This is a genomic window from Methylobacterium gregans, from assembly GCF_022179245.1.
Classification (GTDB): domain Bacteria; phylum Pseudomonadota; class Alphaproteobacteria; order Rhizobiales; family Beijerinckiaceae; genus Methylobacterium; species Methylobacterium gregans.
In genome coordinates, this window is sequence record NZ_BPQM01000042.1 from 23,489 (window position 1) to 44,554 (window position 21,066).

The window sequence follows — 21,066 nt, forward strand, 5'->3', positions numbered from 1 at the left end:
CCGTTGCACGCCGGAGGGCGGATCGGTCCCCAGCCAGCGGATGGCGGCGGGCACGGGCATCGCCAGCACGTCCGGAGATGCGGGCCTCGGCACGGCAGGGGCTCCGAGCCCGTGGGCGATGCTTCCGGTGGAAGGGGGATGCCGCTCAAGGCATCCCCGGCCCCTCACTTCGTCATGGCGCCGTACACCATCTGCCGCAGGATCGCGTAGTAGTGGCCGCGCAGGCTCGGCGCCTGGAACAGCGCCACCACCACGAGGCGCTCGGCCGGGTCGATCATGTAGCGCGGGCCGGTGATGCCGCCCCAGTAGACGTCGCCGACCGCACCCGGCGTGGCGTGCGGCCCGGAGCCGAGGCGGACCGGGTTCACGAGGCTCCAGCCGTAGCCCGGGTCGACGTTGTTGCGCGGCCCTTTGATCCCGTTGAGGTGGTCGCTGTGCAGCATCAGGCGCACGGTCTGGGGTGCGAGGAGCCGCACCCCGTCGATCGCGCCGCCGTTGGCGAGCATCTGCAGGAGCCGCCCGACATCGCCCGCCGTCGAGGCGAGGCCTGCACCGCCCGAGAAGCGCTTCGGCGCCTTGCGCAGGTCGAGCCAGGTGTAGACCCACGCGAGCGGATCGGTCTCGCGGATCTGCTGGGAGGGCTCGGCGAGGCGCGCGGCGCGCGTGTCGTCCACCTGCCAGACGGTGTCCTGCAGCCCGAGTGGCTCCAGCACCTGCTCGGCCAGGATCCGGTCGAGCGGCTTGCCCTCGATCCGCTCCAGCAGGTGGCCGAGCACGTCGGTGGCGATGGAGTACTCGAAGGTCGAGCCCGGCTGGTAGAGCAGGGGCTGCTGCGCGAGCTTGCCCAGCATCTCCTCGCCGGTGAGGTCGTAGAGCCCTTCGAGGTTCTGCGCGCGCTGGTTGCGGCGCACGGCATTGGCCGGGCCGATCCACCAGTAGGTGAAGCCCGCGGTGTGGCGCATCAGATCATGGATCGTCGGCGCGCGCTGGGGCGCCACCGGCGGCGGAACCTCACCTTCGGTGGCGCTCTCGGCGCCCGCATAGACCGTCAGCGCCTTGAGTTCCGGCAGGTAGGTCGCGACCGGATCCGAGAGCTTGAAGCGGCCCTGCTCGTAGAGGCGCATGGCGGCGGTCGTCACGAAGAGCTTCGTGGTCGAGGCGATGCGGTGGATGCTGTCGAGGCGCATCGGCGCGCCGGGCGTCTGCTCGCCGAAGGCACGGGTCAGCACGGGGCGGCCGTCCCGCATCACGAGCAGCACCATGCCGGGGATCTTCCCCGCCGCCACGTCCCGCTGCACGAACGCGGCGATCGCCTCGAGCCGCGCGGCGTCGAAGCCGGCCTGCGCGGCCTCGACGGCCGCCGGTGGCTGGAACGCGGCGGCCGGCCCGGCCAAACCGGTCGCGAGGCCGAGGCCGACGAGGCCGGCCGCGAGCCCGCGCATCACTGTCTCACGCATGTTCCGCTCCCTGACGGGCACCGTCTTCGCGCGATGCCTCAAACGGGGCCGGCAGCAGGACCGGAGTTCGGCGGGCAGCCCCACGGATCAGGTTGCCCGCACCGTGGCGCGCTGCCAAGCGGTGGCGCAACGGCACCCAGACCATTCATCAGGAATTCGTTTCATCGGCTCGACGCGTCTTCACCACCGCCACTCCGGGGCGCCGAAGCAGAACCCTACCCCATCACCCGCCCGAAGAACCGGGCGATCTCCTGCGCCGCGGCGTCCGGCTTCTCCCGGTGCGGGAAGTGTCCGCAACCCGGCATCGGCGCGAGGTCGAGATCGGCGAAGACATCCGGCAGCCGGTCGGTCCAGGCGTAGGGGAAGAGCGGGTCGGCCTCCGGCCAGCGGATGCAGGCCGGCACGGTGATCGGCGGAAGCGCCGGGGCCTCGCCCTTGAGCATGGCGAGGCGGCCCGCCTGCTGGCTCAGGTACCAGTTGAAGCCGCCCTGCATGGCGCCGGGGCGCAGGAAATTGTCGACGAACGCCTCCAGCACGTCGTCGAAGGCCCCCGGGTTCGGGCCGGACCAGTGCCGCAGGAAATGGCCGATATACAGGCGGCAGGCCTCCCGCGAGGAGGCGACCATCGCGGCCGCGAAGGGCTTGAGGTGGAAGGACTGGTACCAGATCTCGATGAGGTTGTCGGGCGCGCCGAGCCGCGGGCCGATGCCCGGATAGGGGCAATCGAAGAAGAACAGGCCGGCGCAGCGCTCCGGCGCCCGCCGACCCAGCGCCTGCGCCACGTAGGCCCCGACATCGTGCCCGACGATGCCGGCCCGCGCGATGCCGAGAGCGTCGAGGAGCGCCAGCACGTCGTCGGCGTGGACCTCCGGCCCGGCGCGGTCGCTCGGGCCCGTGCCCGCCTCCGCGCTCAGGCCGAAGCCGCGCAGGTCGGGCGCGATGCAGTCGAAGCGGTCGGCGAGCCGGGCCATCACCGGCTCCCAGGTCAGCCAGAACTCGGGCCAGCCGTGCAGCAGGACGAGGGGCGGGCCGAAGCCCTGCCGCGCGACGTGTAGCGCAACGCCGTTCACCGCGACGGTCTCGTGACGCACCATGCCGATCCTCCCGGGATTTCCGGGCGGTCAAGGCGTGGGGGCGGATCGCGTTCCCGTCAGGCCTTCAACACGGCGCTGTCAGGCCTCCAACACGGTGCTGTCAGGCCGCCAGAACGCGGCCGTCAGGCCGCCAGCACGGTGCCGGAGACGCGCGCGGAAAAGCCCTCGGCCAGTTCGAGCCAGAGGAAGCGTGCCGGATCGACCGGCCCCGGCAGGAGGAGGCGGCCGGGCGGCACGGGCGCGAAGCCGAAGCGGGCGTAGAAGGGTGCGTCGCCGACCAGGATCACCAGCCCCTCGCCGGCCGTCTTCGCCGCCTCCAGGCCGGCCCGCATCAGGCTGGAGCCGACGCCGCGGCCCTCGAAGCTCGGATCGACCGCGAGGGGCCCGAGCGCCAGGAAGGCCGGCCCCTCCGCCCGCACGGCGTTCATCCGCATCGAACCCGCCAGGAAGCCGCCGACGGACGCCGTGACGCTGAGATCGGCCCGGTGCGTCACGCCCTCGCGCAGCCGGTAGGCGGTGCGGGCGTAGCGGCCCGGCCCGAAGGCGCGGGCGTGCAGGCGCTGGATCGCGCCGTCGTCGTCGGGGTGCTCGGGCCGGATGACGAGGGAGAGGGCGGACACGCTGGGCACGGACTCCGGGGCAAGCCGGGGCGGTAGCAGTGCCGCGCGCGCGGGGCAAATCGGGGATCGGCGCGCGAACGATCAGGTCGCGCGGGCGGAGAAGTCGATGCGCGGGTCGATCCAGACGTAGATCAGGTCCGACAGGAGGTTCACCGCCAGCCCCAGGAGCGAGAAGATGTAGAGGGTGGCGAACACCACCGGGTAGTCGCGCCCCGTGATCGACCGGAAGGAGAGCTCGCCGAGCCCGTCCAGGCTGAAGATCGTCTCGATCAGGAGCGAGCCCGTGAAGAAGGCCGAGATGAAGGCGCCGGGAAAGCCCGCGATCACGATGAGCATCGCGTTGCGGAAGACGTGGCCGTAGAGCACCCGTCGCTCGGAGAGGCCCTTCATCCGGGCGGTCAGCACGTACTGCTTGCGGATCTCGTCGAGGAAGGAGTTCTTGGTCAGAAGCGTCGCGGTCGCGAAGGCGCCGATCACCAGCGCGGTCAGCGGCAGGGCCATGTGCCAGGCGTAGTCCGTGACCTTGTGCCAGGGCGAGAACGTCTCCCAGCCCTCGCTGACGAGGCCGCGCAGCGGGAAGAGCTGGAAGAACGAGCCGCCCGCGAACAGGATGATCAGCATCAGCCCGAACATGAAGCCCGGCACCGCGTAGCCGATGATGACCACGAAGGAGGTCCAGCGGTCGAAGCGGGTGCCGTCGCGCACCGCCTTGGCGATGCCGAGCGGGATCGAGATCGCGTAGGACAGGAGCGTCATCCACAGGCCCAGCGAGATCGAGACCGGCAGCCGCTCGCGGATCAGCTCGATCACGGTGACGTCCCGGAAGTAGCTGCGCCCGAAATCGAACCGGGCGTAGTCCCAGATCATCTTCAGGAAGCGCTCGTAGGCCGGCTTGTCGAATCCGTACTGCTTCTCGAGCTTGGCGATGAAGTCGGGGCTCAATCCTTGGGCGCCGCGGTACTTGGAGGTGTTCTCCGCGCCGCCCGCGCGCCCCGCCCCGCCGAGATCGCTCGCTCCGCCGGTGATGCGCGACATGTTGGCGTCGCCCTGCCCCTGGAGCTGGGCGATCACCCGCTCGACGGGGCCGCCGGGGGCGAACTGCACGATCACGAAGGTGATGAGCAGGATGCCGAGCACGGTCGGCACCATCAGGGCGACGCGGCGCAGGATGTAGCCGAGCATCAGAATCCCTTACCGATTGGTGCCGCGGCCGGGCTCGGACCACCAGGTCGCGGGAGCGCCGAGGTCGTAGTCCGGCCCCGTCTCGGGCCGGCCGAAACCCTCCCAGACCGCGAGGCGGTGGACGCCCGAATACCACATCGGCACCCAGTAGCGGCCCGCCCGCAGCACCCGGTCGAGGGCGCGGGCCGCGTGGCGGAGCGCCTCGCGCGAGGTCGCGCCCGCGACCTTGTCGAGCAGGGCATCGACCGCGGGGTCGCTGATGCCGGCGAGGTTGTTCGAGCCCTTCACGCCCGCGGCGCGCGCGCCGTACATCTGGCGCAACTCCGGTCCGGGCGTCGGGCCGGAGGAGAAGCGGCGCGAGACGACGTCGAAGTCGAAGTCGTTGACCCGCGCTTGATACTGCGACGGGTCGACGTTGCGGATCGCGGCGCGGATGCCGACGAGGCCGAGATTGCGGATGAAGGCCTGGGTGTGGGGCTCGAGGCTCGGGTCGAAGTCGAGGAACTCGATCGTGAACGGCTTGCCGTCCGGCAGGAGCAGGCCGCCGTTGGCGCGGGTGCAGCCGGCCTCGCGCAGCAGCGCGTCGGCGCGGCGCAGCAGCACCCGGTCCTGCCCCGAGCCGTCCGCGACCGGCGGGCTCCAGGGCTCGCCGAAGACCTCCGCCGGCAGCCGGTCGCGCAGGGGCTCCAGCAGCGCCATCTCGTCGGGGGCGGGCGGTCCCTCCGCCTTCAGGTCGGAATTCTCGAAGAACGAGACGGTGCGCGTGTAGGCACCGAACATCAGGTTCTTGTTCATCCAGGGGAAGTCGAGGCAGAGGTTCACCGCCTCGCGGATCTTCGGGTCCCGGAACTGCGGCCGGCGGGTGTTCAGCCACCAGCCCTGCGTGCCGGACGGCCGGCGGTCCGGCACGGTGAAGCGGCGCACGCGGCCCTCCGCCACCGCCGGGAAGTCGTAGGCGTTGGCCCAGAGCCTGGCGACGAACTCCTCCCGGAAGGTGTAGGCGCGGCCCTTGAAGGCCTCCATGGCGACGTTGCGATCGCGGAAATACTCGAACCGGATCTCGTCGAAGTTGTGCTGGCCGACCGACACCGGCAGGTCGGCCGCCCAGTAATCCGCGACCCGTTCCAGGCCGATCGCGCGGCCGGCATCGACGCGCGCCACCCGGTAGGGGCCCGAGCCCAGGATCGGCTCCATCGTCGAGGCCTCGAAGTCTCGGGTCCCCCACCACGCCCGCGAGAAGATCGGCAGCTGCGCCACGGTGAGCGGCAGGTCGCGGGCCCGGCCCGGATTGAACCGCACCACCAGCACCCCATCGTCCTCGGCCGCGGCCTCGCTCATGTCCCGGATCTCCTGGGAGATCGCCGGGTGGCCGTGGTCGCGCAGGGTGGTGAGCGAGAAGGCGGCGTCGTGGGCGGTGAGCCGCGTGCCGTCGTGGAAGCGCGCCTGCGGGCGCAGCCGGAAGGTGTAGGTCAGCCCGTCCGCGCTCACCGCGACCGAGCGGGCCACGAGGCCGTAGACGGCGTCCGGCTCGTCGAGGGCCCGCACCATCAGGCTGTCGAAGGTCAGGTTGATCCCCGCCGCCCCGTCGCCGCGCAGCACGTAGGGGTTGAGCGTGTTGAAGGTGCCGAAGGCCTGGTTGCCGAAGGTCTGGGAGAGCAGCGAGGCGAAGCGCCCGCCCCGCGGCGCCTCCGGATTCACGTAGGCGAACCGGGCGAAGTCGGCCGGGTATCTCAGCTCGCCGAAGCTCGACATTCCGTGCCGCTCGCCGTGCCGCTCGGGCGTCTCATCGCCCGCCGCCGGGGGCACGGCCGGGACGCCGGATGTCCCTTCGGCGCGGACGCCCCGCGGCAGAAGCGCCAGAGCGCCGGCGCCGAGAACGAGGCGGCGGGTCGGCGCCATCAGCGCGGCGCCCCCGTCTTGGCGGCCAGGGCCTCGTCGTACCACCACGTGGTCGGAAAGCCGGAGCCGCCATAGGCCGGGAGCGTGGCGGGGTGCGCGAAGCGGTTCCAGCGCAGGGTGCGGCTCACGCCGGCGGCCCATTGCGGCACCACGTAGTTGTGGGCGAGCAGCACCCGGTCGAGCGCCCGGGTCGCGGCGACGAGGCCGGGCCGATCCTTGGCGAAGATCACCCGCTCGATGAGGGCGTCGATGCCTGGGTCCTTGATACCCGCGACGTTGCTCGATCCCTGCCGGTCGGCGGCGGCCGAGCCCCAATGGTCGCGCTGCTCGTTGCCGGGCGAGAGCGACTCGCCCCAGGAATGGATGATCGCGTCGAAGTCGAAGGCGCGCACCCGGTTCTGGTACTGGCCCTGGTCGATGATCCGGGGCGTCGCCGTGATGCCGATCTGCTTGAGGGAGGCGGCGTAGGGCAGCACCACCCGCTCGAAGACGCCCTGCGCGAACAGGATCTCGAAGGCGAGCGGCTCGCCCGTCTGCTTGTTGACCATGCGGCCGTCGCGCAATTCATAGCCGGCCTCGCGCAGGAGGCGCACCGCCTCGCGCAGGTTCGTCCGCACCGCCTCCGGCGTGTCGCTGACGGGATTCCTGTAGGGCTCGGTGAAGACCCGCGCCGGGACCTTGTCCTTCAGACCCTCGAGGATCAGCCGCTCCTCGCCCTCGGGCAGGCCGGAGGAGGCGAGTTCCGAGCCGAAGAAGTAGGAATCGATGCGCCGGTAGAGGCCGTAGAACAGCGCCCGGTTCATCTCCTCGAAGTTCATCGCGAGGTTGAGGGCGCGGCGCACGCGCTCGTCCTTGAACCTGTCCTTGCGCAGGTTGAAGACGAAGGCCTGCATGATGCCGGTGCCGCGGTCCGGGAACTCCTCCTTGACGAGGCGGCCCTCCTTCACGGCCGGGAAATCGTCGTAGGCGGTGGCCCAGTTGCGGGCGATGTTCTCCACGCGGAAGTCGTAGAGGTCGCCCTTCAGCGCCTCCACGAGCACCGAGGCATCACGAAAATACTCGAAGCGGATCGTGCCGAAATTGTTGCGCCCGGCATTCACCGGCAGATCCTTGCCCCAGTAATCCTCGACGCGCTCGTAGGTCGCGGTGCGGCCGGCCTCGAAGCGGGCGAGGCGGTAGGGGCCGGAGCCGAGCGGCGGCTCCAGCGTCGTCTCGGCGACGTTGCGGGCGCGCCCCTGCGCGTCCTTGCCCGTCCACCAGTGCTTCGGGAGCACCCGCAACTGCCCGACGATCTGGGGCAATTCGCGGTTGCCCGTCTCCGAGAAGGTGAAGGTGACCTCGCGCGAGCCCGTCGCCTCGGCCTTGGCGACGTTCTGGTAGTAGGCGGCGTAGAGCGGACTGTTCGCCTTGAACGCCTCGAAGGACCAGATCACGTCCTCGGGCGTCACCGGCTTGCCGTCGTGCCAGCGGGCTCCCTCCCGCAGCCGGTAGGAGACCGAGCCGAGATCGGGCGCCACCCGGATCGCCTCCGCGAGCAGCCCGTAGGAGGTGAAAGGCTCGTCGAGCGATTCCGTGGTCAGCGTGTCGTAGATCTGCGCGATGCCGCCCTCGACGTCGCCCTTCAGGCCCGAGACCACGAGGTTGAAGCTGTCGAAGCCGCCCTGGCTGCCCAGGCGCACGAGGCCGCCCTTCGGCGCCTTCGGGTCGGCGTAGTCGAAATGCGTGAAGCCGGCCCCGTATTTCGGGCTCCCCATCAGGGTGACGGCGTGGACCCAGGCGCCGGTGTTCTCGCCCGTTGCGATCGCGGCCGAGGCCGCGGGCTCCTGGGAGGCGGCCGGGGCACTGAGCCCGGCAAGGAGGAGCGCGGCGGCGAGGAGGCGTGCGATCACGTCGGGGCTGTCTCCGGTTCGGGCGTGGGGCGCGCCGCGCCGGACCCGCCCGGGTCCGGCGCGGGCAACGCCGTCCACACAGGCGGCTACTTAGGACGTCGGGGCGCTCGGCGCCAACCCGCGCCCGAAGCCGCTCAATGACGCGCGCCCGGCTCCGCGGTGGCGCCGCCGATCTCCAGGAGCATCAGGTCGACGAGCAGGCTCAACGTCGAGGAGGGCATCGCCTCCGCGAGCGCGCGCAACTCGATGCAGAGATCCATCAGCCGGTCGGCTGCGGCAGCGGGCGACAGGGCGGCGTGTGTAACGTAGCGCTGCCCCTCGTCGCGCCCCTCGGTGATGTCGATAAGAAGCCCGTGCGCGCGCAGCGGTCGCCCCTCGGCGTCGCGATAGGCGCGCCCGCGGCTCAGCACCCAGCGCACGCTCCCGTCCGGACGGCGCACCCGATACTCGGCGAGGATCAGGCCACCCGCCTCCACGGCGCGCCGCATCTCGGCCATGACCCAGTCGAGGTCGTCCGGATGGATTCCGGCCGTCGCCTCGGAACCCTGGAGCTCACGTCCGGCGAGGCCGGGATCGCCGGCCAGCAGCGAAGCCGAGCCCTCGTCGTAGAGCACCGTGCGGCGCGTCACATACCAGTCCCAAGTGCCGACGATGCCGGAGGCATCGAGCACCCGGCGCAGATCCGGGAACGCGCCCGCCCGTCCCTCACTCGCCGTCACACGCACACGACTCACTCCCATTCACCATCCGGTATACGTCGGACGACCAGCCTATTGTTCCCGCATACGCCACACCGCGGCAAGTCGCTCTACCGCAAAACAGGCCTGCGTAACCGCACCGTCTCGGGCCTCATCAGTTCCGCTCCGCCCGGGCCTTGCCGCCGAGGGACCAAGCTCTGTGCCCAGCCTGGCCCAAGGCATGACAGGATCATCCCCGCACTCGCTTTCGTCGCCGTCCGTGCGATGCTGGAATGCATGACGAGCCGCATCACCGACATCCCCGGGATCCGGGTTGGCCACGCGAGCGACCTGCGCGCCGCGACCGGCGTGACCGTGCTCCTGTTCGACGGGCCTGTCACGGCGGCGGTCGACGTGCGCGGCGGTGGGCCGGGCACCCGGGAGACCGACCTGCTCGACCCGGAACGGACGGTGGAGGGCATCGACGCGCTGGTGCTCTCCGGTGGCTCGGTCTTCGGCCTCGACGCGGCGGCGGGCGCGGTCGCGTGGCTCGCCGAGCAGGGCCGCGGCTTTCCCGTGGGCGGCACCGGCGGCCCTGCCGGCGGCACCGGCGGCCCTGCCGGCGGCGTGCGCGTGCCGATCGTGCCGGCCGCGATCCTGTTCGACCTCCTCAACGGCGGCGACAAGAACTGGGGCCGCTTCGCGCCCTATCGCGACCTCGGCTACGCGGCGGCGCAGGCGGCCGCCCACGACTTCGCCCTCGGCTCCGTGGGGGCGGGCACCGGCGCGCGCACCGGCAACCTCAAGGGCGGGGTCGGCTCGGCCTCGGCGGCGGTCGCCGGAACCGGGTTTCAGGTGGGCGCGCTCGCGGCGGTGAACGCCTTCGGGCGCGTCACGATCGGCGACGGCCCGCACTTCTGGGCCGCCCCCTACGAGCGGGAGGCCGAGTTCGGCGGCCTCGGCTGGCCCGCCCAGATGCCCGCGGACGCGCTCGCCTTCCCGGCCCGCGCCCTTCCGGGCGGGGCCACGACGCTGGCCGTCGTGGCAACCGACGCGCGACTGACAAAGGCGCAGGCGCGCCGTCTCGCGGTGACGGCGCAGGACGGGCTCGCCCGGGCGATCCAGCCGGTGCACACGCCGCTGGACGGCGACGTCGTCTTCGCCGCGGCCACGGGCGCGGTCCCGCTGGCCGACCCGGTGGTCGACCTCGCGCGCCTCGGCGACGCGGCCGCGCAGGTTCTCGCCCGCGCGGTCGCGCTCGGCGTCCACGCCGCCGCGAACCTGCCCGGGCATGCGCCCGCCCCGCCGCTCGCCCCGGAGGGCCTGCCCCCCGCCTGGCGCGACCGCTTCGGCGGCTGAGCAGCCGCACGGCGCGGCGTGTCGCGACAAAAGCGAAACGTTGTCAGGACCGGCCTTTACGGCGGCCGGATCTGATCGTCGGCAACAGCCGGGCGGAATCCCGGTCACACCAGCGTGCGTTTGCGGCTCGAACGAACGATCCGGGCGCGAATGACACATGCAGAGCCGCCGCTGGAGCCCCGAGACCTCGACTTTCCGCCGATTGACAGGGCGGAGGGGCGGACAATAGCCCGGGATCACCTGTGACGACTCCGGCGACCCCTTCGCCGGGACGCTTGCGGCCCCTGCACGGGCAGGGCATGACATCTGGGACAAGTCCGGCTGCGCGGGATCGCCCGCGAACGATCGGGCACCAATCAGGGAAGAAGCGTGATGAGCGAGAAGGTCGTCGCCGTTCAGGATGCTTGGCGCCAGGGCGCGCACGTGGACGATGCCAAGTACCAGGAGATGTACCGCGCCTCCGTGTCCGATCCGGAGGCGTTCTGGGGCGAGCACGGCCGGCGCATCGACTGGATGACACCGTTCTCGACGGTGAAGAATACCAGCTTCGCCCCGGGCAACGTGTCGATCAAGTGGTTCGAGGACGGCAAGACCAACGTCGCCTACAACTGCATCGATCGTCACCTCGAGACCCGCGGCGATCAGACCGCGATCATCTGGGAGGGCGACGACCCGAACGAGTCGAAACACATCACCTACCGCGAGCTGCACGCGCAGGTCTGTCGGATGGCCAACGTCCTGCGCAACCGCGGCGTCGGCAAGGGCGATCGGGTGACGATCTACCTGCCGATGATCCCGGAGGCCGCCTACGCGATGCTGGCCTGCGCCCGGCTCGGCGCGATCCACTCGATCGTCTTCGGCGGCTTCTCGCCGGACTCGCTCGCCGCCCGCATCCAGGGCTGCGACGCCAAGGTGGTGATCACCGCCGACGAGGGCCTGCGCGGCGGCCGCAAGGTGCCGCTCAAGGCCAATGTCGACGCCGCCATCGGCCGCCTGCCGAAGGACGCCGTCGACCACGTCATCGTGGTGCGCCGCACGGGCGGCAGCGTGGCGATGGAGCCGGGGCGCGACGTCTACTACCATGAGGCCGCCGAGCAGGTGACCGACGCCTGCCCGGCCGAGGCTTTCGAGGCCGAGCACCCGCTCTTCATCCTCTACACCTCGGGCTCGACGGGCCAGCCGAAGGGCGTGGTGCACACCACGGGCGGCTACCTCGTCTACGCCTCGATGACGCATCAGTACGTCTTCGATTACCGCGAGGGCGACGTCTACTGGTGCACGGCCGACGTCGGCTGGGTCACCGGCCACAGCTACATCGTCTACGGCCCGCTCGCGAACGGCGCGACCACGCTGATGTTCGAGGGCATCCCGACCTACCCGTCCAACGCCCGCTTCTGGGAGGTGATCGACAAGCACAAGGTCAACATCTTCTACACGGCGCCGACCGCGATCCGCTCGCTGATGGGCGCGGGCGAGGGCCCGGTGAAGAAGACCTCGCGGGCCTCGCTGCGGGTGCTCGGCTCGGTCGGCGAGCCGATCAACCCGGAGGCCTGGGACTGGTACTACCGGGTGGTCGGCGATTCCCGCTGCCCCATCGTCGACACGTGGTGGCAGACCGAGACCGGCGGCATCCTGATCACGCCGCTGCCCGGCGCCACCGCGCTGAAGCCCGGCTCGGCGACGCGCCCCTTCTTCGGCGTGCAGCCGGTGATGGTCGATGCGGAGGGCAAGCAGATCGACGGCCCCTGCGAGGGCAACCTCTGCATCAAGGATTCCTGGCCCGGGCAGATGCGCACGGTCTACGGCGACCACGAGCGCTTCGAGCAGACCTACTTCTCGACCTACCCGAACCTCTACTTCACGGGCGACGGCGCGCGCCGCGATGCGGACGGCTACTACTGGATCACGGGCCGCGTGGACGACGTGATCAATGTCTCGGGCCACCGCATGGGCACGGCCGAGGTGGAATCCTCGCTCGTGGCCCACGCCAAGGTGGCGGAGGCCGCGGTCGTCGGCTTCCCGCACAACGTGAAGGGCCAGGGCATCTACGCCTACGTCACCCTCAACGAAGGCGAGGAGGGCGACGACGCGCTCCGCAAGGAGCTCGTCGCCTGGGTGCGCAAGGATATCGGGCCGATCGCCTCGCCCGACCTGATCCAGTTCGCGCCGGGCCTGCCCAAGACCCGCTCGGGCAAGATCATGCGCCGCATCCTGCGCAAGATCGCCGAGGACGACTTCTCGACGCTCGGCGACACCTCGACGCTGGCCGATCCGGCGGTCGTGGACGACCTGATCGAGAACCGGCAGAACCGGGCGGGCTGAGCCCGCTGACCGCACCGGCCCACGCTCTTCTGTGGGCCGGCGCTTCGAACAACGGCCCGCCCCACCCACGCCGTCATCCCGGGACCGCGAAGCGGAGCCCGGGATCCAGGGACACCGGGCATCCGGACAGGGCTCTGTGGTGTACATGGATTCCGGGCTCGCCTGCGGCGCCCCGGAATGACGGAGCGGGGGCCGGACGCAGGCTGGCCAGGACGAGATGTAACCACGGCAACCCCGCGGGAGAGGGGCCTACTAGGCCCCTCGGCGTCTGGTTTGCCGGTTCGGCCTAAGTATCGTGCGCGACGTCGTCCGTCCGCGGAGCAAGCAGATCCACCGCGGCGGCGAGCAATCTCCGGGACCGTCTGGACACAATTCCTCGTCCCTCAAGTATCCTCGCGCCGACGTGACTATCAATCCATCGCGCGCTACGGCATGAGGAGGGCTCGCACGGGCTCGGCCTGCACGGCCCATCTCGGCGATATCCCCCAGCCCGGCGGAAGATCGGTGCGGGACGGCAAAGATAAACGAACGTCCGAAGCACGACGACCGGAGAGCCGCCCCGCGCGCTCTCATCGGAGGAACGCCCCATGAGTACCGCAACCGGCCTCGGCAGCGCCGAGACCCGATCCGCGCCCGCTGCCCCCCGCCCGGCCCATGCGGAGCCCGGCTCGGCGGTCGACCGCATCGCCCATAGCCCGCAGTTCCAGCAGCTCGTCCACGAGCGGACCCGCTTCGGCTGGGCGCTCACCGCCGCGATGCTGGTGGTCTATTTCGGCTTCATCGGGCTGATCGCCTTCGACAAGTCGCTGCTCGCCGTGAAGGTCGGCTCGACCAGCACGCTCGGCCTCGTGCTCGGCGTGTTCGTGATCGTCTTCGCCTTCGTGCTCACGGGCCTCTACGTCGCCCGCGCCAACACCCGCTACGACGCGCTGAGCGACGCGCTGAAGCGGAGCCTCGGCCAATGATCCGCGCCGCGCTCCTCCTCACCGCGGCCCTCGGCGCCGGCCCGGCGCTCGCCGCCGGCCCCGACATGGGCGCCGTGCAGCAGCAGGCCACGAACTGGCCCGCCATCCTGATGTTCCTGTTCTTCGTGCTGTTCACCCTCGGCATCACCTACCGGGCGGCGAAGGGCTCGAAGTCGGCCGCCGACTTCTACGCCGCGGGCGGCGGCATCTCGGCCCGCACCAACGCGCTGGCGATCGCGGGCGACTACATGTCGGCGGCCTCGTTCCTCGGCATCTCGGGCCTCGTCTACACCTCGGGCTTCGACGGGCTGATCTACTCGACGGGCTTCCTCGTCGGCTGGCCGATCGTGCTGTTCCTGATCGCCGAGCGCCTGCGCAACCTCGGCAAGTTCACCTTCGCGGACGTGGCGAGCTTCCGCCTCGACCAGACCGCGATCCGCATCATCTCGGCGACCGGCACGCTCGTCGTGGTGGCCTTCTACCTGATCGCCCAAATGGTCGGCGCGGGGAAGCTGATCCAGCTCCTGTTCGGCCTGCCCTACCTCTACGCGGTCATCATCGTCGGCGTCCTGATGATCGTCTACGTCGCCTTCGGGGGCATGAAGGCCACCACCTGGGTGCAGGTGATCAAGGCCTGCCTGCTCCTCGGCGGCGCGACCTTCATGGCGGGCGCGGTGCTCTACCGCTACGGCTTCAACCCCGAGGCGCTCTTCGCGAAGTCCGTCGAGGTCCATCCGAAGGGCGAGGCCATCATGGCGCCCGGCGGGCTGGTGGCGAACCCCGTCGAGGCGATCTCGCTCGGCGTCGGCCTGATGTTCGGCACAGCCGGCCTGCCGCACATCCTGATGCGCTTCTTCACCGTGTCGGACGCCCAGGCCGCCCGCAAGTCGGTGTTCTACGCCACCGGCCTGATCGGCTACTTCTACATCCTCACCTTCATCATCGGCTTCGGCGGCATCGCGCTGCTGATGTCCGATCCGAGCTACTTCAAGCTCGGGCCGGCGGGCGCCTTCGACAAGCTGAAGGACATGATCGGCGGCACCAACATGGTGGCGGTGAACCTCGCCAACGCGGTCGGCGGCCCGTATTTCCTCGGCTTCATCTCGGCGGTCGCCTTCGCGACGATCCTGGCCGTCGTGGCGGGCCTGACGCTCGCGGGCGCGAGCGCCGTCAGCCACGACCTCTACGCCCAGGTGATCGCCCGCGGGCGCACCACCGAGGCGCACGAGGTCAACCTGTCGAAGATCGCCGCCGTCGTGATCGGCATCGTGGCGATCGCGCTCGGCTACGTTTTCGAGAACCAGAACGTCGCCTTCATGGTCGGCCTCGCCTTCTCGGTCGCGGCCTCGTGCAACTTCCCCGTGCTCGCCATGTCGATCCTGTGGCGGGGCACCACCACCTGGGGCGCGCTCGCGGGCGGTCTCGTCGGGCTCGTCGCGGCCGTCGTCATGGTGGTTCTGTCGAAGGCCGTCTGGGTGGCGACGCTGGGCAACCCGGCCCCGCTCTTCCCCTACGACAACCCGGCCCTGTTCTCGATGCCGCTCGCCTTCGCGACGATCTGGGTGGTCTCCTCGATTGACCGCTCGCGGCGGGCCGATCGGGAGCGGGCCGCCTTCGAGGCGCAGTATGTGCGCTCGGAGACCGGCATCGGGGCGGCCGGCGCGCACGCGCACTGAAGGGAGCGCGCGGCGCCTGCTCGCAGGTCCTGGGCTTAGGGACGGCACAGAGGGCGCGGTCGGGAGGCCGCGCCCTTTCCCGTGCGTGCACGGGCAGAACCATTACAGCCGCGTAAATTCTGTCGACTGCGCACCATTCGCGGCGATTTACCTATTGGGCGGTTCCGAGGCATGCGATAACACGATCGTGCGCATGCGCTGAGCGCATGATAGCGGGGCGAAGCCGGCGAACCGGACACCCGCGCACGGACGATGCTGGAGGATCGACAACAATGGCTGTGGCAACCGCAGTACCGCGGGCCGGAGAGGCGGTCAGGCCGATGACCGCCGGCGAGAAGAAGGTCATCATGGCCTCCTCGCTTGGCACCGTCTTCGAATGGTACGACTTCTATCTCTACGGCTCGCTCGCCGCGATCATCGGCGCGCAGTTCTTCTCGGCCTATCCTGAGGCGACCCGCAACATCTTCGCGCTGCTCGCCTTCGCGGCGGGCTTCCTGGTGCGTCCCTTCGGCGCCCTGGTGTTCGGCCGGCTCGGCGACATGGTCGGCCGCAAGTACACCTTCCTCGTCACCATCCTGATCATGGGCATCTCGACCTTCGCGGTCGGCCTGCTGCCCTCCTACACCACGCTGAACGCCTACGGCATCGGCTGGGTCGCGCCGGTGACGCTCTTGGTGCTGCGGATGCTCCAGGGTCTCGCGCTCGGCGGTGAGTACGGCGGCGCGGCGGTCTACGTGGCCGAGCACGCGCCCCCCGGACGCCGCGGCTTCTACACCGCCTTCATCCAGACGACGGCGACGCTGGGACTGCTGCTCTCGCTGATCATCATCCTGTCGACGCAAGGGTACGTGAACAGCGCCTATCCGGGCACCACGGTGACGAACCCGGACGGCACCACGACCACGCTGACCGCCTTCCAGGAATGGGGCTGGCGCATTCCCTTCCTCGTCTCGGTGGCGCTGCTCGCGATCTCGGTCTGGATCCGTCTCCAGATGCAGGAGAGCCCGGCCTTCCAGAAGATGAAGGAGGAGGGCACGCACTCCAAGGCGCCGCTCTCCGAGGCCTTCGGCCAGTGGAAGAACGCCAAGTGGGCGCTCCTCGCGCTGCTCGGCCTCACCGCCGGTCAGGCCGTGGTCTGGTACACCGGCCAGTTCTACGCGCTGTTCTTCCTGCAGAGCATCCTGAAGGTCGACCAGTTCACCGCCAACGTGATGATCGCCTGGTCGCTCATCCTCGGCACCGCGGGCTTCCTGTTCTTCGGCAGCCTGTCGGACCGGATCGGCCGCAAGCCGATCATCCTCGGCGGCTGCCTGATCGCGGCGCTCACCTACTTCCCGCTGTTCAACATGCTGACGGCCAACGCCAACCCGGCGCTGCACGCGGCCCAGGCGAACGTGCCGGTGGTGGTGAAGACGAACACGGATGAGTGCTCGTTCCAGTTCAATCCGGTCGGCACGGCCAAGTTCACGAAGCAGTGCGACATCGCCAAGGCGCTGCTCGCCCGCTCAGCGGTGAGCTACAAGACGGAGAACCAGCCGGCGGGTACGCCCACCGTGGTGAGCATCAACGGGAAGGACTTCCCCGTCGCCGACCCGAACTTCGCCAAGGCGGTGCCGGCGGCGCTGACCGAGGCGGGCTACCCCTCGGCGGCGGCGAACCCGAGCGTGATCAAGGCGGCGAACCCGATCGACATCTTCACGGGCCAGAAGCTCGCGGTGATCGGCATCCTGACGATCCTCGTCATCTACGTGACGATGGTCTACGGCCCGATCGCGGCGGCCCTGGTGGAGCTGTTCCCGACCCGGATCCGCTACACCTCGATGTCGCTGCCCTACCATATCGGCAACGGCTGGTTCGGCGGCCTGCTGCCCGCCACCGCCTTCGCGATGGTGGCCCAGACCGGCGACATCTACTACGGCCTCTGGTACCCGATCGTGATCGCGCTCTTCACCTTCGTGGTGGGCCTGATCTTCATCCCCGAGACCAAGGACCGGGACATCCTGGCCTGACGAACCCGTCCGGCGCGGCGACGCGCCGGACATCTCGGAGACGCGCGGGGCGGGCCGGACGGTCCGCCCCGTTCGCGTTTCGGGGTCCCGCTCACCGCACGAGGGCGAGACGCGGCGCCCCCGGCGCGTCGGCCGCGTCGAGTTCCGCCTCCAGCTCGGCGGCGAGCGCGAAGAAGCGGCGCCGCACCTCCGGGGCGAACGGGTTCTGCCGCTCGATCGCGGAGAAGACCTCCGGCGCGTCGTGCCGGACCATGTCGACCGCCTCCATGATCCGCTCGAAACTGCGGGTGGTCATGCGGCGCCCGCCCGCGCGACCGGGCAGGGGCTCCATCCGCACCAGCACCTTGGCGATCAGGTGGGTCAGCCCCTGCACGGCCGCCATCTCGCGGTCGTGCGCCTCGGGCGTGGTGACGACGACCGCGAGGCCGAGCACGCGGCGCAGGAAGGCCGCCGCCCGCAAGGAGCGCCGGCCCCGGACCGGGCAGACCGCGACCGTCAGCCCCGCGATGCCGTCGCGGGCGCTCTGCGGGCCGAAGAGCGGGTGCGTCGCCAGGATGTCCACCTGTGCGGGCAGTTCCGCGCGCAGGATCGCCGCGGGCACCACCTTCACCGAGCCGACATCGGCGACGAGCGCGCCGGGGCGCAGGTGCGGGGCGATCGCGCGCGCCACCGTCCGCAAGGTAGGGACGGGCGTCGCCAGGATCACGAAGGGGCAGGCCGCCGCCGTGGCGAGATCGACGCCCTCCGCGTCGGGCCCGAAGGCGTCCGCGGCCACGACCGGGTCGTAGGCGCGCAGGCGGGCGTGCGGCGCGAGATGGTGGGCGATCAGGCGGCCGAAGGCGCCGAAGCCGATCAGGCCGACGGTACGGGCAGGAGCGAAGCGGGCAGGGGTCTTGGGCGGGAACGACACGGCGGAACCTCGGGTGTGAGGCGAAGCCGACGGTCCACGGGAAGGATACCAGCCGCCGGCGACGCGGGCGGCTGGGCATGACAAGCACGGCCGCTAGGGAAGCGGCGCGGTATAGAGTCCGGCGAGGCGGGTGCTGGTCATGGTGCGGGGCGTGTAGGCCTGGGCGGGGCGGAGCGTCAAGCCACCCGAAGGCGGGCCCGATGCACCGAGGCGCGTGTCCTCTCCCCCGCACGCGGGGCTCGCGGATCCACACGCGGCGTGCGGACACCCACCGCGCCCTGCCTCCCCCTCCGTGGGGCAGGGTCGGGGTCGGCTCAGTGCCGGAAGTGCCGGAAGCCCGTGAACACCATCGCGAGCCCGGCCGCGTCGGCCGCGGCGATCACCTCGGCGTCGCGCATGGAGCCGCCGGGCTGGATCACCGCCGTGGCGCCGGCCTCGGCGGCGGCCATGAGGCCGTCCGCGAAGGGGAAGAAGGCGTCGGAGGCGACCACCGCGCCCTTGGCGAGGCTCTCGGGCAGGCCGAGGCGGTCGGCGCCCTCCTGCGCCTTCCAGGCGGCGATGCGGGAGGAATCGACCCGCGACATCTGCCCGGCGCCGATGCCGACCGTGGCGCCGTCCCGGGCGTAGACGATCGCGTTCGACTTCACGTGCTTGGCCACCCGGTAGGCGAAGCGCATGTCGGCGTACTCGGCCTCGCTCGGCTGGCGCTTGGTCACGACCTTCAGCGGCATGTCGTCGACGACGGCGCTGTCGCGGCCCTGGATCAGCAGGCCGCCCGAGAGCGTGCGGACGGTCTCGCCGGTCTCGCGCGGGTCGGGCAGGGCGCCCGCGAGCAGCAGCCGCAGGTTCTTCTTGGCGCCGACGATCGCGCGGGCCTCCTCGGTGGCGTCCGGCGCGATGATCACCTCGGTGAAGATCTCGACGATCTTGCGCGCGGCCTCGGCGTCGAGCGGGCGGTTCAGCGCCACGATGCCGCCGAAGGCGGAGGTCGGATCGCAGCTCAGCGCCCGCTCGTAGGCCTGGAGCAGGTCCGCGCCCTCGGCCACGCCGCACGGGTTGGCGTGCTTGATGATCGCGACCGCCGCGGTGCGGGCCGGGTCGAACTCGGCGACGCACTCGTAGGCCGCGTCGGTGTCGTTGAAGTTGTTGAAGGAGAGTTCCTTGCCCTGGAGCTGGCGCGCGGTGGCGACGCCCGCCCGCGGCGTGCCGGGCGCCCGGTAGAAGGCGGCCGTCTGGTGCGGGTTCTCGCCGTAGCGCAGACTCTGGCCGAGGCTGCCGCCGACCGCGCGGAAGGGGGCCGGGCCCTCCGCCTCGACGTGCCGGCTCAGCCAGTTGGCGATGGCCGCGTCGTAGGCGGCGGTGCGCGCGTAGGCCTTCTGGGCGAGGCTGCGACGGAGCGCCGTGGAGAGCGAGCCGGCGCCCGCCTCCAGGGCGGCCAGCACGGCGGCGTAGTCCGAGACGTCCGTGACCACCGCGACGTCGCCGTGGTTCTTGGCCGCCGCGCGGATCATGGCCGGGCCACCGATATCGATGTTCTCGACACAGTCGTCGTAGGGCTTGTCCGCCGCGATCGTGGCCTCGAACGGGTAGAGGTTGACCACGAGCAGGTCGATCGCGCCGATGCCGTGGGCGGCGAGCGCCGCCTGATGCTCGGGGTTGTCGCGGATGGCGAGGAGGCCCCCGTGCACCGCCGGGTGCAGGGTCTTGACCCGGCCGTCCATCATCTCCGGATAGCCCGTGAGGTCGGCGACCTCCTTCACCGGCAGCCCCGCCTCGCTGAGGGCGCGGTGCGTGCCGCCGGTCGAGACCAGCTCGATGCCGCGCGCGTGGAGCGCGCGGGCGAAGTCGACGAGCCCGGTCTTGTCCGAGACGGAGAGGAGCGCGCGGGCAACCCGCACCTGATCATGCGACATGGCGGAATCTTCGGCTAAGTCTTGGTCGTCGGTGGCGATTTGGCCCGGCCGGTAGCACGGAACGGGCCGGGCCGGCCAGGGAGCCTCGCGACGATCCAGACCTGCGTTCCGCCGGGGGGCCGGGCGGCGCGCCTCAGCGCTTGCGGTAGACGAACACGTCCTGATGCCCGTCGAGCTGCGCCGGCCGGTAGGAGACGGGCTCCAGATCGGGCGCCGCCTCGGCGACGAGCGCCTCGACGGCGGCGCGGCTGAACCAAGTCAGGCCGTAATCGGCCGTGTAGTAGGGGTAGCGGGCGTAGTAGTAGCCCGCGCGCGCCATGGCGGCGAGGACGGCCGGCTTGTCGAGCCAGAACTGCTCGTAGCGCTCGGCCTGCTCGGCCGAGGCCTGGCCGTGGATGGTGAAGACCGCGATGCCGCCGGACTTCAGCGCCCGCGCCACGTCCGCGAGGTTGCGGGCGACGACGTCGCGCGGCAGGTGCGTGTAGACCGAGAGCAGGTAGACGAGGTCGTAGGCGGCCTCGGGCTTCGGCTCGGCCCGCTCCATCACCGGCACCTGCGTGGCGCCGAACTCGGCGGCGGTGAAGCGGGCGCCCTCCTCGATCATGTCGCAGACGGCGATGCGCTCGCCCGGCAGGCGGCGGGAGAGCTGGCGCACGATGCGGCCGTAGCCGCAGCCGATCTCGAGCGCACGGCCGATCGAGTCCCAGTCGCGCCCGACCTCCCGGACCGCCGCCTCCAGGATGTCGACGAACTGCGCGGCGCCGGCCATGTAGCTCGCGACTTTGTCGGGCGCGGTCGAGGTCAGCATGAAGTCGTTGTAGTGGGCGCGCCCGATGCCGGCGACGGGCCGGGCGCCGAGGCGCGAGCCCAGCGCGAAGCGGGCCTTGCGGCCGACGCCGTAGAGGGTGGGCGAGCGCTTGATCACGTCCAGCATCGCGGGCGGGATCAGCCGGGTCGAGATTGAGGGCACGGGCGGGGCTCCGCAGGGCAGGTGCCCCACGATGCGGCCATGGGTGCGCGCCCACAACGATTTACGCGCGGCAAGCCTAACGGAGCTTTGCGGGCTCGGGATCAGCCCCGCCCCGGCGCCGCCG

15 protein-coding genes are annotated in these 21,066 nt (G+C 71.0%); 5 read left to right on the forward strand and 10 right to left on the reverse strand.

Annotation, left to right across the window (positions count from 1 at the left end; translation table 11 throughout):
* Positions 1–164 precede the first annotated feature (164 nt).
* From MFF54_RS10115 to MFF54_RS10145, 7 genes are all read right to left on the reverse strand, one after another.
* Positions 165–1,457, reverse strand: a complete 1,293-nt coding sequence (locus MFF54_RS10115) for a serine hydrolase domain-containing protein (RefSeq protein ID WP_238302483.1) — start codon at positions 1,455–1,457, stop codon at positions 165–167.
* Positions 1,458–1,672: 215 nt separating this feature from the next.
* The gene (locus tag MFF54_RS10120) at positions 1,673–2,551 is read right to left on the reverse strand and encodes an alpha/beta fold hydrolase (protein WP_370880132.1); all 879 of its coding nucleotides are present in this window, start codon (positions 2,549–2,551) and stop codon (positions 1,673–1,675) included.
* Between the two features lie 122 nt (positions 2,552–2,673).
* Entirely contained in the window at positions 2,674–3,171 is a 498-nt protein-coding gene (locus tag MFF54_RS10125; protein WP_238302484.1) for a GNAT family N-acetyltransferase, read from the reverse strand.
* A gap of 81 nt (positions 3,172–3,252) precedes the next feature.
* Complete coding sequence (locus MFF54_RS10130; protein WP_238302485.1) at positions 3,253–4,353, reverse strand: microcin C ABC transporter permease YejB; 1,101 nt, start codon at positions 4,351–4,353, stop codon at positions 3,253–3,255.
* 9 nt (positions 4,354–4,362) lie between these two features.
* On the reverse strand, positions 4,363–6,252 hold the full coding sequence (locus tag MFF54_RS10135; RefSeq protein ID WP_238302486.1) for an extracellular solute-binding protein: 1,890 nt from the start codon (positions 6,250–6,252) through the stop codon (positions 4,363–4,365).
* Complete coding sequence (locus tag MFF54_RS10140; protein WP_238302487.1) at positions 6,252–8,141, reverse strand: extracellular solute-binding protein; 1,890 nt, start codon at positions 8,139–8,141, stop codon at positions 6,252–6,254. Before MFF54_RS10140 ends, MFF54_RS10135 begins: the two co-directional genes overlap by 1 nt.
* A gap of 134 nt (positions 8,142–8,275) precedes the next feature.
* Complete coding sequence (locus MFF54_RS10145) at positions 8,276–8,881, reverse strand: PAS domain-containing protein (RefSeq protein WP_238302488.1); 606 nt, start codon at positions 8,879–8,881, stop codon at positions 8,276–8,278.
* Positions 8,882–9,115: 234 nt separating this feature from the next.
* Here MFF54_RS10145 and MFF54_RS10150 point away from each other — a divergent pair, with 234 nt between their 5' ends.
* The 5 genes from MFF54_RS10150 to MFF54_RS10170 all read left to right on the forward strand — a co-directional run bounded on the left by MFF54_RS10150 (position 9,116) and on the right by MFF54_RS10170 (position 17,149).
* Positions 9,116–10,177 carry a P1 family peptidase gene (locus tag MFF54_RS10150; protein WP_238302489.1) on the forward strand — a complete coding sequence of 354 codons (1,062 nt, stop codon included), beginning with the start codon at positions 9,116–9,118 and terminating at the stop codon, positions 10,175–10,177.
* A gap of 372 nt (positions 10,178–10,549) precedes the next feature.
* The gene (gene acs, locus MFF54_RS10155) at positions 10,550–12,499 is read left to right on the forward strand and encodes an acetate--CoA ligase (protein ID WP_238302490.1); all 1,950 of its coding nucleotides are present in this window, start codon (positions 10,550–10,552) and stop codon (positions 12,497–12,499) included.
* 587 nt (positions 12,500–13,086) lie between these two features.
* Complete coding sequence (locus MFF54_RS10160; RefSeq protein ID WP_238302491.1) at positions 13,087–13,464, forward strand: DUF485 domain-containing protein; 378 nt, start codon at positions 13,087–13,089, stop codon at positions 13,462–13,464.
* The gene (locus tag MFF54_RS10165) at positions 13,461–15,140 is read left to right on the forward strand and encodes a cation acetate symporter (protein WP_238302492.1); all 1,680 of its coding nucleotides are present in this window, start codon (positions 13,461–13,463) and stop codon (positions 15,138–15,140) included. The genes MFF54_RS10160 and MFF54_RS10165 overlap by 4 nt, the downstream gene beginning before the upstream one ends.
* Before the next feature lie 272 nt (positions 15,141–15,412).
* A complete protein-coding gene (locus MFF54_RS10170; RefSeq protein WP_238302493.1) occupies positions 15,413–17,149 on the forward strand; it encodes an MFS transporter in 1,737 nt (578 codons plus the stop codon).
* A gap of 91 nt (positions 17,150–17,240) precedes the next feature.
* Here the strand turns inward: MFF54_RS10170 and MFF54_RS10175 are convergent, their stop codons facing one another.
* The 3 genes from MFF54_RS10175 to MFF54_RS10185 form a co-directional block, all read right to left on the reverse strand.
* Positions 17,241–18,059, reverse strand: coding sequence for a prephenate dehydrogenase/arogenate dehydrogenase family protein (locus MFF54_RS10175; RefSeq protein ID WP_238302494.1), 819 nt, complete (start codon positions 18,057–18,059; stop codon positions 17,241–17,243).
* A gap of 314 nt (positions 18,060–18,373) precedes the next feature.
* Positions 18,374–19,972, reverse strand: coding sequence for a bifunctional phosphoribosylaminoimidazolecarboxamide formyltransferase/IMP cyclohydrolase (purH, locus tag MFF54_RS10180; protein ID WP_238302495.1), 1,599 nt, complete (start codon positions 19,970–19,972; stop codon positions 18,374–18,376).
* 133 nt (positions 19,973–20,105) lie between these two features.
* On the reverse strand, positions 20,106–20,942 hold the full coding sequence (locus MFF54_RS10185; protein WP_238302496.1) for a class I SAM-dependent methyltransferase: 837 nt from the start codon (positions 20,940–20,942) through the stop codon (positions 20,106–20,108).
* Between the last annotated feature and the right edge of the window lie 124 nt (positions 20,943–21,066).

Bases quoted from the DNA above. Each gene is read 5' to 3' on its own strand.
- MFF54_RS10115 (WP_238302483.1), bottom strand. From the start codon at position 1,457: ATGCGTGAGACAGTGATGCGCGGGCTCGCGGCCGGCCTCGTCGGCCTC.
- MFF54_RS10120 (WP_370880132.1), bottom strand. From the start codon at position 2,551: ATGGTGCGTCACGAGACCGTCGCGGTGAACGGCGTTGCGCTACACGTC.
- MFF54_RS10130 (WP_238302485.1), bottom strand. From the start codon at position 4,353: ATGCTCGGCTACATCCTGCGCCGCGTCGCCCTGATGGTGCCGACCGTG.
- MFF54_RS10135 (WP_238302486.1), bottom strand. From the start codon at position 6,252: ATGGCGCCGACCCGCCGCCTCGTTCTCGGCGCCGGCGCTCTGGCGCTT.
- MFF54_RS10145 (WP_238302488.1), bottom strand. From the start codon at position 8,881: ATGGGAGTGAGTCGTGTGCGTGTGACGGCGAGTGAGGGACGGGCGGGC.
- MFF54_RS10150 (WP_238302489.1), top strand. From the start codon at position 9,116: ATGACGAGCCGCATCACCGACATCCCCGGGATCCGGGTTGGCCACGCG.
- acs (WP_238302490.1), top strand. From the start codon at position 10,550: ATGAGCGAGAAGGTCGTCGCCGTTCAGGATGCTTGGCGCCAGGGCGCG.
- MFF54_RS10160 (WP_238302491.1), top strand. From the start codon at position 13,087: ATGAGTACCGCAACCGGCCTCGGCAGCGCCGAGACCCGATCCGCGCCC.
- MFF54_RS10165 (WP_238302492.1), top strand. From the start codon at position 13,461: ATGATCCGCGCCGCGCTCCTCCTCACCGCGGCCCTCGGCGCCGGCCCG.
- MFF54_RS10170 (WP_238302493.1), top strand. From the start codon at position 15,413: ATGGCTGTGGCAACCGCAGTACCGCGGGCCGGAGAGGCGGTCAGGCCG.
- purH (WP_238302495.1), bottom strand. From the start codon at position 19,972: ATGTCGCATGATCAGGTGCGGGTTGCCCGCGCGCTCCTCTCCGTCTCG.